This is a genomic window from Vibrio sp. 10N.261.46.E11 (assembly GCF_041472735.1).
GTDB lineage: Bacteria > Pseudomonadota > Gammaproteobacteria > Enterobacterales > Vibrionaceae > Vibrio.
Window position 1 is genome coordinate 245,356 of record NZ_JBFRQW010000002.1, and the last position, 13,191, is coordinate 258,546.

Here is a 13,191-nt window from a genome sequence, read left to right on the forward strand (position 1 = left end):
ATGCCAAGCAGGCGCTTGGCATTGTAATAAGGTTTTGTAGGGGGAGGGCTGTTGGTGGACGTTATTTCAGGTACTTCACGTGCGCTTCCATTTCTTCGCCGATCTGTTTTCGCATGTTCATTAGACGAATAGCCGAATCTCTTAATTCGATGTCTTCTGATGTTTCTGGTACCCATTCTGGCACTTTAGTCGGGTTACCATTTTCATCAACCGCCACCATAATAACGATACAGTGAGTCGTTAGGCGGTTGTTGAGTTCTTTTGGGTCGCTGGCTTGAACATCGATAGCGATGTGCATTGAAGATGAACCCGTATAAATGACCTTCGCACTTACTTCAACAAGGTTACCCACATGGATTGGAGCAACGAATCGAATACCACCAGCGTAAGCGGTAATACAGTACTTACCACTCCATCCAGCAGAACAAGCGTAAGCCGCTAAATCGACCCATTTCATTACGGCACCACCATGAACTTTACCACCAAAGTTCACATCCCCGGGTTCAGCTAAAAAACGCAGAGTAACGTCTCGTTTACCATCTTGTCGGCTATTGTGACTGCTCATCTATCTTCCTTCATTATTATTGTTCTGAATAACATGCTCGTTACTTGCTAATAACAATATACTCAAGGTGACATAAATTAAAGTGGATAATCTCACGGTTAAGAATATTTTCTCAAACAGATGGTAGGTTGATGAATATTGATGTTTAAAGGAGATGGACGTGACGCTCCAACAGAGGAGTGCTTTATCGAGCAAGTTGGCCAAAGGGTCGATCGCAAAAAACACCTAGCGGAATGCTAGGTGTTTCTAAGCCGTGTGGTACTCATATCGGTACCTTTTTGAGTTAGCCAACTAACCGTTGCTTATCCGGTTTAGTTAAAGTGATGGTATCTTAATTAATCCTAAAACGATAGTTTTGATTTTTTCTTATAAGCTCACTTTATGTTCGAAAAGTATAGAGCCTTCGTGTGGATATTTCCTTTCGTATTATTGCTAGAAAACTCTTTTAATGAATTTTGCAGTAATAATCTGTCTTTGTTGGTAAGTTAAGGTTTTAAAACTATATTGGCATTAATTTAGAGTGCTAAAATTTGCATAAACCAAAGTGACTAGACGGTTCTTTCATTGCTATAACTTTTCTAAATGGCTCATGGCGGCCTGGGTTGCATGAGCCGTGTGACTATAGGAGAGCGATTAGAGCAACAGTTACCTGCTTTCTGGAGAGCTATTCTAACGCTTTGAGCACTTAAACCGTACTTGGTTCATTAAACGGAAGTTGCTGAGATATTGCAATAGTAAATACCGTTATTAAAGTTTCGTGAACGAAAAATAAAATCAGAGAGCATGAATCGAGAAATCGACAATAGACAAAAGTACCTGCCAACGAGGCAGGTACTGAGTGGAAAATGGAATGGGGCATTGTCGCTGGTTAAGCGGGGTTAGTTTTGCTGAGGTTGGGGAGCCTCAAGCCTTGGTTTTCTTTTGATTTGAGCAAGAATGACACCTGAAATCACCATCACACCACCAATAATGTGGAACTGGTTAATCTTTTCGCCCAGCCAGGTGGAAGCTAATACAATCGCGATAACTGGCATCAGATTCATGAACATCGCGCTTGAATCCGCGCCAATGGTATCAATCGCTTTCACCCACATCCAAGGCGCTAAAATTGAAGCGGCCACCGCGGCGTAAGCTATCAATGGTATCGCTTGTTGCGGTGGTAAAAGCTGTTCGCTGGTAAGCCAAAGTGGCGTAAGCATCGCGACAGCAAACAGACCCTGAATGTAAATCACCACCCAGCTACTGATTGGCATTTTCCAGCGTTTCAATAGCACACAGTAAGACGCATAAACAAAAGCCGCAATCAGTATATAGCGATCGCCTTGAGTCAATTCTTGATGCATGAAGAATAAAGGATCGCCTTTACCTAACATCAGAGCTAAGCCTGACAGTGACAACACACCGCCAACAATACTTAAACTAGAAATGGACTTGTGCAACAAAGGAACGCTTAGAAATACACTGATCAACGGGACTAGAGATGTGATCAATGCCATGTTGGAAGCGGTTGTGGTTAAGCCTGCGTAGTAACCTAGAGATTGGTTCAACACCATGCCTAAAAAGCCGAGGAACGCTAATTTAGATAAGTTTGGCTTAATGACAGCCCACTGCTTCATCACCGGGCGAATACAGAAAGGCGTGAGAATTAACATCGCAAAAAACCAACGGTAAAAACTCATCGCACTAGGTTCTATAGTGCTTGCAGCAAGCTTGTTGACGATTGCATTGGCGCCCCAGATACAGACTGTAAAAAATGGTAAGAGATAATGCATGTGAGTTCCGTCGCAAATGAGTTGATGTGGCTAGTTTGACAGGTCGTTATACTTACAAGTATCTTTAGAAAGACATCAGGCGCGATAGGAAGACAAGTTTGAAAAAACACTCCAGAAACCTTCATCCATCCTTATCAATTGATAAGGCACCATCCAACGTATTTATGAATTTTGAAGCGTTTCTTTCGAACACTGAAACCCGAGTTCATAGCCACTCATGGGGACAGGTTCAGTTGATCAGTGGCGGTATATTAGAGATGGAAGCGGAAAGCACTCGATTTCTAGCGCCACCACATCTAGCGATTTGGGTACCGGCCGGGGTGATGCATTGCAGTTATAACCGTAAGCCTTTGGACTACTGCTCGCTAAATATCGCCCCAGAGCTAACACAGCATCTGCCAGATAAAACCAGCCTTATAAAGATCACGCCGATTGTGTCTTCTATCATCGATGATTTTCGCGATCGTGGGATAAATGTTGCGGAAACAGAGCAAGATCAAAGGCTCGTTCAGGTACTGCTTGACCAACTTGCGCAGCGTGAGGTTGAACACCACTTCTTGCCTTCGACCGACAATAAGTACCTCGCACCTATATTGGCTTCTGTTGAAGAAAACCCAACCGATGAAGTGACACTGAAAGATTGGGCTGAACGTGTTCACACCACGGAAAGAACCCTTTCTCGCCACTGCCAGACGGAGCTTGGAATGAGCTTTACAGAGTGGCGATTGCGAGTGCGCTACCTTTACTCGATGGACTTGTTAAGAAACGGCCAATCAGTCAAAGAGGTCGCTCTTACATTGGGTTATAACCAAGCTAGTCCATTTATCACCATGTTCAAACGTTACGCGAACCAAACGCCAGAACAGTATAAGAACCGTTTGTTGTGATTTTTTGACCAGAAGAGTATATCTTTATGCTCTGAATTGGCAGTTTTGGAAATTAAGTTAACTGCATACGATCACTAATGAGGTGTTCCATAACAAGTGACGATATGCGTCAAATCTTTCCGGGTTCATATAAAAACACATCCAACGCGATCCTTATTGCTCAACTGAATTTTGATAAAGAGCAGTCTCGTTTTGTTTGCTTCTTAGTCACGCTTTGGATCGTAATGGTGTTCGTAGAGATATGTTTAATACCCCGTCAGCTCCATATAACCTGTGCCTGAGTGTGTTCCTTCAATTGAGATAGGGCCTTCCCAATAGGGAACCGATAGCGGCATTTTTGCTCTGGGATTGAGCGCCGAGACTGTCAGTTCTATATTTTGAATTGGAATTGATATTTGCCACTCTGTTGGGTAATTGCGCCCGTCGATTACTGTTTGCTTGACGGCGGTTAGGCTGATGTCTTGCTGTGAAATCTCAATGCCAGAACCATCTTGCTTCATTAACCTTGCGCTAGCATAACTGGCTTCCCTTGTTGTTGAACTTCGTAGTTGGAACACGACTAAGCTAGTTTCATCATTGAGCCTGAGTGCAAACCAATCCCAGCCTTGTTGTGAGTCGAGTAAGAACTGCGAGCTCCATTCTCTGTCTATCCAACCTTTACCAGACACCTGATGCGTGATGCCATCAATGGTTACTTCGCCTGATACATCGATGAATGGTTGGCTGTAGTAATAGGAAGCCACTTTGCCATCGCCACTATTAATGTGACGCCATTAAGCGCCCGAGTGATGGCAAAAGTTTGTGAGAAGATATCTAAAGCGATCGATTTGATCTGCGCTTGATCGTAAAGCTTACTTGGGTGCAGGTTCAGTATCTATCGCACTCGTTCACTCTGACGTGATCAACCAATGGATAAGCCTGAATTCTACGAAGTAATCACTCTTGTGATTGACGGCGCTGAAGTTAAGGTTAAGCCGCAAGACGTTCAACGGCACGCGTTCAAGCCTAAAGTTGAGCACATGGACTTCATCCGTATCTAATTCCCTACCAGGAATTGATTGGATAAATCCAGCCTTTGCATAGAAAAGATGATCGATCTTACCAATCGTGAAGTCTAGAAATTCGAAACCCCGATGCTACCAACATCGGAGTTTCACCGTTTTTGAGCCCTCAAATATCGCGTAGTACACTGAAAATCATTAACTTCCTTCTTCCCCACTTTACCCCTATCTTGCTTGGGTGGATTAAGGGTGGGCCTATACAGTAGTTTGTCTTGGTTAAAATATTAGGCGTATTTTTATGCCAAATTTAACAATGGGGAAACTGTCTAAGTCGTTTCTGGACAGAAGCTTGGTATGAACGTCACGACTGCATTCTATCGTCAATGCGCACCACCTAAAAACACTACCAACCCAATTGTTTTAACAACTTATTGTCTTTTTGAAGCATATCATTAACTTGTTTATCCTTTTGAAGTTTGCTCTTATTTGTAGCTAGTACCAACTCTAGGGTTATGCAAATCCACATCTATCTCAGCTAAAAACGCATGACCAGATTTCTCCTTAGCCGTCTTGTCTATTGTCCAGTAGCTACGAGACTTAAATACCTCCAATAAACGATTCAGTCCAAACGATTTCCCGGTAGATAATAAGGTGAATCTCCACACTCCATTCACTCGGTTAACTTTGCAGTGTGAGGTTATGAATATGCATAATTTTTGTTTATGCATAGAACTTATTATTCGCTTTGCTCGTTTGTTTTGATCAATCTCTACGTTACTGCAATGTTGTCGAGCTTCATGCCTAGCTAGTGCTTCAGCGATATCAGTCTCTTTATCCCACCTTCTAAAGACTCTTTTACTCATAGCTAACAGCCCCTGTTGTTTACCAAATGCTTCATCTTAACAAAGTATAATTAATCAAAAACAGTATATTTGACTATTAGAGGACGTATATGGCCAACTAGCTATACCCACCATCTATCGCTTGTGTTTTAATGCATCTAAATGCTCATCAGGTAAATTTAAATGGCGCGAAAAAACGATGGAATAATATGGCACTTAATGGACGCTCCATGGTGGCTAAGCGTAGTACTCTCGGCTTGTATTTATTTTGGACTTTCATATCTATTACCTAGCTTGGCCGTGGATAGCAATAACTTCATTTTTGAAGCCATTGTTCCAAACTTGCCCTTGATGGCTCCCTATTTTTCGCTCTTATTTTTGATCCCTGCACCAATAGCGTTTTTCAAACAATATCAAAGGAAAAAAAGCTACCTCACGACCAATTCTCAGATTAAAACTCATAGGAATGCCTCCCCACTAAATCACCTGAGCTGGATGGAATTTGAAAGTTACATCGGAGAATACTTTAAGTCTCAAGGGTATGCGGTCAAACAGTCTTTCGCTCAAAAACCTGATGGCGGTGTTGATATATGGCTAACAAAGGATAGTGAATTAAGCCTTGTACAATGTAAGCATTGGAAGTCTCGTAAAGTAGGAGTACAAGTTTTAAGGGAAATGTACGGTGTCATGATCGCGAACAATGCCAGTAAGATGATTGTCGTAACTTCAGGTGACTTTACTTCTGAGGCTGTCGCTTTTTCTCTCGATAAGCGCCTGTGGTTAGTCAACGGTAGCGAACTGGTTCATATGATTGAGGATGGGCGTAGCTTTCAAAATAAACCATCACCCCAAACACACAGGGTAGACGTCGAATCTATTATTTGCCCTAATTGCCAATCGAAACTTGTCATGCGTGTAGCTAAACGAGGAGCTAAATCTGGTATGTCTTTTTATGGTTGCTCTATGTATCCAAAGTGTCGTTATACTTGCGACAGCTGAGTTTTAATCTATTGGCGCAGCAATTAATAACGAAGATATTTTGGTGCCTGTTAATATCGATATTTAGCCCACTAAAGGTAAACTTATACAGCAGCAAAACCTAAGCCCCTGAAAATAGTAAATTCTCCCGTGAGAGTTTATGTTTGTATGATTATTCGCAATCTCGCTCAAGCCTTTCCTATACGCCTATGGATAGAATGAAGGCTATTTATTCTACATATTCACTTTAGATGCTCTATTAACAACTTGTTGTCAACGTCATGAGATTAATTTATTCGTGATTGTGTGCTTACACCACTAATCGCTATTACAAGATGGCAGACTCTATGATTTTCGAATATTATAGGTCGAATATAGGGATAAATATCACACTTTGGTGCGTACATGTTTAGCTGTCAGTCCATTTATAAACAGTTCGTTTTACTGCTATCTGTAATCGTTTGTTCGCTTTTCACGGTATCTGCTAGTGCAGACACGAAAAGCACCTTGCGTGCAGAAACAATAATCATAGGGGTTATTAGCTCTAACCCCAAAAAAGCATTCAAACGTGCACAGCCTTTTGCAGATTACTTAGCTGAAAATCTATCTAACCATGGTATCAAAACAGGCCAAGTTGTTGTCGCCCGCGACTCTCGTCAAATGGCTCTTTGGATAAAAAGCGGTCAGGTAGATCTGGTTTCTGAAACGGTGTTTGCAGCACAGGAATTAATGCAATATTCGGGTGCTGAACTTTTAGCAAGACGATGGAAAAGCGGTGCGGCGGAATATCATTCAATCTTCTTTTCCAAACGCAATAACGGGGTCGACTCCCTAGGTGACCTGCGAGGCAAAACGGTTGTCTTTGAGGATGTCGGTTCTACTAGTGCATTTCTTGTCCCTGCGGCGATACTGCTTGGGCAAGGATATAAGCTCTATGAGCTAAGCTCCCCTAGAGAATATCCACCGAAAGACAAGGTGGGTTATTTTTTCTCCGATGAATATTCAAAGTCTGGAGGAGAATCTAACATGATGAGCTGGGTTCATCGTAATATTGTTGCGTCAGCTGCATTTAGTAATCTCGATTGGGAGAAAGAAATTCCCGAGCAGGTAAAACAACAGTTTCAGGTAATCCATACTTCTCAAGCGATTCCCCGCTCACTAGTACTAATACGCCCTGATCTCTCTTCCGAACTTAAGAAAAACATGCTCTTAGTATTGCTTTCGGCTCATGAAAGTGAAGAAGGTAAACAGGCTTTGAAAGCCTATAAGAAGACGAAAAAGTTTGATGCTATCACACCAGAGATTGTAGAAAGTCTTTCTCGGGCGAAAGCGCAAAAACAACTGGTTGATGAATATATCTCCCGTTAACTAGAGAAGTCATTGCTTATGAAGTTAAAAGGTAAATTGGTTCTCGGAAACATGCTTATGGTCGTTTTGACTATGGGCTGCCTTTCCTTGTCTCAGTGGCTGATATCTTCATATTATAGTGATGAAATTCTGGAAGAAACGGCAACTAACATTGCAGAGAACTTTACTTCCCAAGCACAGAGTCAAGCAGAACAAACGGTTGAGTACCTCTCAGAGGCACTTTTTGATCCGATGTATTTTTATGATATCGATAATATCAACTCCATTTTAGACCCGGCCTTTGAAAATAAAGATGTCGTATTCATAAAGGTTTTTGATGTTAATGGTCTGATAGTTCACACAGGAGAAGATGTAGTACTCGGTTATGGCTCCAACTTGGATATGCCAAGAGTGCAAGAAAATGTCTTGAATAAGCAGGAAGCTTACACTGAAATCAATTCATCAGCACTGATTGTTGCGCGTCCAATCACGATGAATAAGACTCGGTTAGGTGGCATAGTGATGAGCTACTCCTTAAAGGCCGTGAAAGACGATATCGAGAAAAATAACACCATTATCAAGGATATTACTGAGTCAAGTAGAAGCTATAGCGCGGTGTTGAGCATAATCTTGACAATGTTCATGTGTTTGGTGAGCTTACTCTTTTCCATGTTATTAGCGAAGACGATGATTCGTCCGATTAATCAACTCCTACAACATTCGAAACGCATCAGTAAAGGGATTTTCCAAGTACCAAACAACATTCAGCGCAGTGATGAACTCGGAGAACTTGCTCAGGCGTTTGATAGTATGGATTCAAGCCTCAAGCAACGGAATGAGGAAGTTGAGTTTTTAGCTTATAACGATCCGCTGACTAAGTTACCGAATCGCTCTCAGTTTATTAAATGCCTTGAACGATGTATTCATCGGTGCAAACAGTCAAAAGAGGTGTTTGCGGTTTTCTTTATCGATTTGGACGAGTTTAAACGAGTTAATGACAACCTTGGACACCAAGCTGGAGATGAACTGTTAATTGAAGTGGCTCAGACTTTAACAAACTCGTTAACAAAAATGGGGCAAACGACGACAAAGGAAGAGCCTCAATGCATGATTGCAAGAGTTGGAGGGGATGAGTTCTTACTTCGTTTATCAGGAGTTAAGACACAGGATACAGTATCTAAGTTTGCCTCTGATATTGTGAGTTCACTAAAACAGCCGATTTACCTCAGTTCCGTAGGTGAATCGGTAGTGGTTGGAGCGAGTGTTGGCGTTGCTTTATATCCTGATTCGGGAAACACCTCTGAAGACTTGGTGAAAAGTGCGGACATGGCAATGTACAGCGCCAAAGAGAATGGTAAAGGTAGATACTGTTTCTTCAACCAAGAAATCGAACAGAAGATATTAGCAAAGGGAGTCATAGAAAAGGAGCTTAGAGCCGCTATCGATGACTTTTCTCAGTTTAGGCTCTTATATCAACCAAAGTTTGACCTGAAAACAGGGCATGTCGTTGGAGTTGAAGCCCTTATACGTTGGCATCATCCTACAAAGGGCAATATTTCTCCAATTGAGTTCATTCCTATCGCTGAAGCCACGGATATTATTCATACACTTGGTGATTGGATAGTAATGCAAGCCTGCAAAGATATTCAGGCGTGGGATTCTAGACATCACCTTCCTCCTGAATTTTATGTTGCGATAAACCTGTCTCCAAAGCAGCTCTATGGCGATAAAGCACTCCGAACATTCCAATATCAAACACAAAAACATCAAGTTGAAGTGACAAGGTTACATATAGAAGTAACCGAAACGGCCCTAATGTTTGATAGGGTAAGCGCAAAGAAAACGTTGGACGACCTTAGGAGTATGGGGATCAAAGTCTGGTTAGATGATTTTGGCACCGGATACTCTTCACTAGGGTTTTTACGAGAGTTCAACATTGATGGTTTGAAAATTGACCGAAGCTTTGTCAATGATCTTGAGTGCGATATGAATGACCGCGCTCTATGTGCAGCAGTTGTTTCAATGGCTCACCAGCTAGGTATTAAGGTCGTTGCTGAAGGAATTGAAACAACGATCCAGTCAAGCTTCTTAGCGCAATCGGACTGTGACTACGGACAAGGTTATCTCTTAGCCAAACCTATGTGTGCGGAAACTCTGTCGAAAAAACTTGAAACTGGGTTGAGTAAACCGAAACATACAAACGTTATTTATCTGAAGTAATTACGTCTTTTTAAACTCCCCCGTTTAACGCAGTGTTAGGAGGGTTACCTAACACGATCGCAAGTTATCGCGATCAACGATGTACTAAGGAAGCAAGATGATCTTGCCATCTAATCGTGTGGTTTTCGATTCAATGAGGCCAATCGCAGTCTGAACTTCATCGAATGGCAGGTAGCGGTCGACGTCGAGCTGAATGTCGTTTGTGATGAAGTGATCTAGCATGCTTGTGAATTTATCACGGCGCACATCTTTGCCTTCAGCCTCTTCCCAATAACGTAAGAAGAAGGTGCTGAAATCTATATCTTGGCTTTTCGCCTGCTCAAAAAAACGTGGCTCGTAAAAATCCAGTGACAGCGTGCCATAGTTGATAAAACGCCCATTGTTGCTAAGGGTGTGAATAAGATCGGTTCCGGGTGAGCCACCAATCGCATCAAAGGCAACCGTCGGCATATGCAAGCCTAACGCCTTAATTTGAGAAACTAAATCATCATTTGCATCTAACACCCAACTTGAAATGGTCAGGTATTTTTTCGGTTGTGATGTAACGACAATTATTTTGAAGCCGAGTGATTCTGATAATTGAGAGAATATCTTACCGATGGCTGAGCTGCCCGCGTTGATGATCAACACATCTTCTTGGGTCAGCTTAGCTACTTCTGTCGTCAACACCCATGCAGTTAGCGCATTAATGTACAACTGACAGGCGTAGCCATTTTCTAAATGTTGAGGAATTTGGAACAGGTCATCTGGTGATACATCGACATAGCTCTGCCATGTTCCACTGGTTGCTACGAGCACTCGCTGATTCGTTGCAAACTCAGCATGGCCGGACTCTACAACCCTTCCTACTGCTTCAAATCCCGGCACTCTCGGCGGTTGGTGGCTGTGTTTGTATTGACCCACACCATAAATCGACAACAGATCACTAGGGTTGATGTTGGTTGCCTCAACTCGTACTCGAACTTTATCTTTATCAAGCGCACCTAAAGCGACATGTTCTAACTTGAGAGATTCTTTCGGCTGACCGAAACGAAACTGGCTAATTCGGGTGTTTGGCTTAGTGACAGTCATGGTTCGGGCACCTTTGTGGTTTATGAGTACTGCATCGACTTTAAGAGCAGCGTGTTCATAAACAGTCTTGGATCGGTAATATTGCTTAGCATGGCTGGCGTCGGTAAACAATCGTCATCAACGTAGTCGACATAGTCTGCCGCTGAGTCAAAGATCAAAATATCCAATGCTAAACGATCCAACCCGTATCGGCCTCGGTGGATCATATCCGCAGAAAAGACTAATAAGTCGCCCGCTTCTAACGGTATCTGTTTACCGCCAGAGATGTCATCACTGCTTACCTTTCCATTTACTTCTTGGCGAACGTTGTATTCTTCTTCGTTGTCCCAACGCTTGTGTGTTCCGGGGATAAGCTCCATACCGGGCTCATCAAAAAGGGGCACTCGCAGATGCAATACCTGGGTTTCCATGATGACTTTGATCTGTTCATCAACGTCGTAGTCGTATTGACAGTCACGATGCCAGAAGTCTTTTTGTTGCGGGTTCACAGGGTTGAAAAACAGCTGTGTATTCATGAAGGCAGGTTTGTTCGGTATCACCGCATCGACCACTTCCATCACTTTTTTTGAGCCGATGAAGTCAAACAGTACAGTTCTATCGTCGGCGGGCAAATATTCGCTTCCCGTAATTAAAGATGAGTTAAATGCTTCTTCTTTATAGAATTCTTCGTTGTCTGCTTTCCATGATTCATGAAATTTCAGCACGACTTTTCTAAGCGATGCAATTTGAGCTTCATCGAAATAATTTCTGATAACAAAGTAACCATGTTCGTTGTAACGGTCACTTAATTGTTGGCTGTTTTCTACCACTGACTACCTTCGTTCATTCTTTGCTGTGTAATAACCACAGGTTTAATAGGCGCATAATGCCAGACACCAGTGATTCAACCAAGTAACTAGCGAAAATAGCGAGTGTGGGTCGTTTAGGTGAGGTGCGCGATCGTGGATATAGCTTGACCCGTTTCTGAATTTATAGGTAATGAATGAGCGGAGTAAATGTTTGATATCGCAATAATCTGCCTTCGAAAGTCATTTGAAATTGATTGTGCATCATTTTAAACAGAGCATACTTATCCATATGAAATGAGTGTCGTTCACTCTTAAGTGAGATATAAGTCGCATTTTTTCAGAGATAAAAAATGGATAGTAAGTATTCTTGTATTATTTAGATAATTATCAGTACGATGCGGTTGGATTGAACATAGGGAAGATAGTAAATCATGGATGGTTTTTCGCTGGATATGAGAACACTTAATTTTATTATTATTTTGTTCTCTTTCATTTACTGTATTGGCTTATTGTTATTCCAATTTACCCAACAGCCAATTAAAGGGCTTTCTAGCTTTTCCCTTTCAATATTTGTTATTGGAACTGGGCCGTTGATGTTGAGCCTAAGAGGGGAGCTCCCTGATTGGGTCACTGTTGTTGGTGCCAATATGGTTATTGCGCTTGGGTTTCATCTCGCTTTGTATAGTTTATGCCTGTTCCGAGAGTATTCTTTAAAGTGCACCTACTTCAGCAGTTTGATGATGTTGGCTCTTCTGCTAGGTTTTATTCATTTCACGTACTATGAACCTTCCATCAAGGCTCGAATTATCCTTATTAGTTTATATTTGGCCTTTGTGACTCTTTGCACTGCCTTTGCTGTATTAAAAGGTCAACGCGATGACTTGACCTTAGCAACTCGGATGATGGCTTTGTCATTTTTGATATATGGCGGGTTTATGGCGTTCCGAGTATTGGTTACGCTATTTTCAGCTGAGTTGCAGGATTTCATGGTGGCCACGCTCATTCATCAACTTGCCTTTTTAGTGAGTATTGTTCTTATCGTGTCGATGAGCTTCACAATGCTTTGGTTGATCAATGCAAGGCTGCTTAGTTCTATTCACGAGCTATCTTACAGCGACCCTTTAACGGCACTTGGAAACCGCAGAGCTTTAGATGAAATGATTCCAGTCATTATGAAGCAGGCGGGTAGCACGCCTATTAGTGCCATAATGATGGATATTGATAACTTTAAGTCGATTAATGATCAACACGGGCACATTGTGGGCGATCTTGTCATCAAGTCTTTTGCTGAAATGGCTAAAAGTGCAATAGAAACATCACCTAGAGCCAGTGCGTTTCGTTTTGGTGGAGACGAGATAATGATTTTATTGCCTAATGTCGATTTCCAACAAGCTCAGGTTATGGCTAGCAAGTTACGAATGTCCATTTCAGAAATATCAGCAGTACAAAAACATGAGATGTTTCTGACGTCGAGTTTTGGTGTTGCTCAGCTTCACCCACATGAGTGTTGGGATGGGTTTATTAGCCGAGCCGACAAAGCGTTATATCACGCGAAAACAAACGGTCGCAATATGACTTCAATTTGTCCTAGTCATACTGACGAACTCGTTAATGCTTGATGTCGTTTAATCAAGACAATTGAACCTTGCTTGGCTTGTGAGGTATTCAAACTACTGCCACATCACCAATACTGCTGCGTAGAAACAAGAGCAGCGCGATG

General features: G+C 42.1%; 9 protein-coding genes and 2 pseudogenes. 6 read left to right on the top strand and 5 right to left on the bottom strand.

Features of this window, described 5'->3' with window-relative positions; all coding sequences use genetic code 11:
• Nucleotides 1-61: 61 nt before the first annotated feature.
• Both AB4407_RS01475 and AB4407_RS01480 read right to left on the bottom strand, forming a co-directional pair.
• Entirely contained in the window at nucleotides 62-565 is a 504-nt protein-coding gene (locus AB4407_RS01475; protein ID WP_012600206.1) for an acyl-CoA thioesterase, read from the bottom strand.
• Between the two features lie 878 nt (nucleotides 566-1,443).
• Entirely contained in the window at nucleotides 1,444-2,337 is an 894-nt protein-coding gene (locus AB4407_RS01480) for a DMT family transporter (RefSeq protein WP_372117901.1), read from the bottom strand.
• A gap of 98 nt (nucleotides 2,338-2,435) precedes the next feature.
• Here AB4407_RS01480 and AB4407_RS01485 point away from each other — a divergent pair, with 98 nt between their 5' ends.
• Nucleotides 2,436-3,224: a helix-turn-helix domain-containing protein gene (locus AB4407_RS01485; RefSeq protein WP_012600208.1), complete on the top strand. Its 789-nt coding sequence runs from the start codon at nucleotides 2,436-2,438 to the stop codon at nucleotides 3,222-3,224.
• A 245-nt stretch (nucleotides 3,225-3,469) separates the two neighbouring features.
• On the opposite strand, the pseudogene AB4407_RS01490 reads toward AB4407_RS01485, so the two are convergent.
• A pseudogene (locus tag AB4407_RS01490) lies at nucleotides 3,470-3,982 on the bottom strand (lipocalin family protein); the annotation flags it as partial.
• A gap of 109 nt (nucleotides 3,983-4,091) precedes the next feature.
• Between AB4407_RS01490 and AB4407_RS01495 the strand changes: the two are divergent.
• The 4 genes and pseudogenes from AB4407_RS01495 to AB4407_RS01510 form a co-directional block, all read left to right on the top strand.
• Nucleotides 4,092-4,264: pseudogene (locus AB4407_RS01495) on the top strand (50S ribosomal protein L25); the annotation flags it as partial.
• A gap of 986 nt (nucleotides 4,265-5,250) precedes the next feature.
• On the top strand, nucleotides 5,251-6,066 hold the full coding sequence (locus tag AB4407_RS01500) for a restriction endonuclease (protein WP_372117904.1): 816 nt from the start codon (nucleotides 5,251-5,253) through the stop codon (nucleotides 6,064-6,066).
• 486 nt (nucleotides 6,067-6,552) lie between these two features.
• Complete coding sequence (locus AB4407_RS01505) at nucleotides 6,553-7,413, top strand: phosphate/phosphite/phosphonate ABC transporter substrate-binding protein (protein WP_372117907.1); 861 nt, start codon at nucleotides 6,553-6,555, stop codon at nucleotides 7,411-7,413.
• Nucleotides 7,414-7,431: 18 nt separating this feature from the next.
• Nucleotides 7,432-9,612: an EAL domain-containing protein gene (locus AB4407_RS01510; RefSeq protein ID WP_372117910.1), complete on the top strand. Its 2,181-nt coding sequence runs from the start codon at nucleotides 7,432-7,434 to the stop codon at nucleotides 9,610-9,612.
• 84 nt (nucleotides 9,613-9,696) lie between these two features.
• Here the strand turns inward: AB4407_RS01510 and AB4407_RS01515 are convergent, their stop codons facing one another.
• Together AB4407_RS01515 and AB4407_RS01520 are read right to left on the bottom strand one after the other, a co-directional pair.
• Nucleotides 9,697-10,683 (bottom strand): zinc-dependent alcohol dehydrogenase family protein, encoded by a 987-nt coding sequence (locus AB4407_RS01515; RefSeq protein ID WP_372117913.1) that lies wholly within the window; start codon nucleotides 10,681-10,683, stop codon nucleotides 9,697-9,699.
• Nucleotides 10,684-10,703: 20 nt separating this feature from the next.
• Nucleotides 10,704-11,492, bottom strand: coding sequence for a phytanoyl-CoA dioxygenase family protein (locus tag AB4407_RS01520; protein WP_372117915.1), 789 nt, complete (start codon nucleotides 11,490-11,492; stop codon nucleotides 10,704-10,706).
• A gap of 410 nt (nucleotides 11,493-11,902) precedes the next feature.
• On the opposite strand from AB4407_RS01520, the gene AB4407_RS01525 reads away from it, so the two are divergent.
• A complete protein-coding gene (locus tag AB4407_RS01525) occupies nucleotides 11,903-13,090 on the top strand; it encodes a GGDEF domain-containing protein (protein WP_372117917.1) in 1,188 nt (395 codons plus the stop codon).
• The last annotated feature ends 101 nt before the right edge of the window (nucleotides 13,091-13,191 follow it).

What these genes read in the sequence shown, in the direction of transcription:
- AB4407_RS01500 (WP_372117904.1), top strand. Translation starts at nt 5,251, where the DNA reads ATGGCGCGAAAAAACGATGGAATAATATGGCACTTAATGGACGCTCCA.
- AB4407_RS01525 (WP_372117917.1), top strand. Translation starts at nt 11,903, where the DNA reads ATGGATGGTTTTTCGCTGGATATGAGAACACTTAATTTTATTATTATT.
- AB4407_RS01480 (WP_372117901.1), bottom strand. Translation starts at nt 2,337, where the DNA reads ATGCATTATCTCTTACCATTTTTTACAGTCTGTATCTGGGGCGCCAAT.
- AB4407_RS01515 (WP_372117913.1), bottom strand. Translation starts at nt 10,683, where the DNA reads ATGACTGTCACTAAGCCAAACACCCGAATTAGCCAGTTTCGTTTCGGT.
- AB4407_RS01475 (WP_012600206.1), bottom strand. Translation starts at nt 565, where the DNA reads ATGAGCAGTCACAATAGCCGACAAGATGGTAAACGAGACGTTACTCTG.
- AB4407_RS01510 (WP_372117910.1), top strand. Translation starts at nt 7,432, where the DNA reads ATGAAGTTAAAAGGTAAATTGGTTCTCGGAAACATGCTTATGGTCGTT.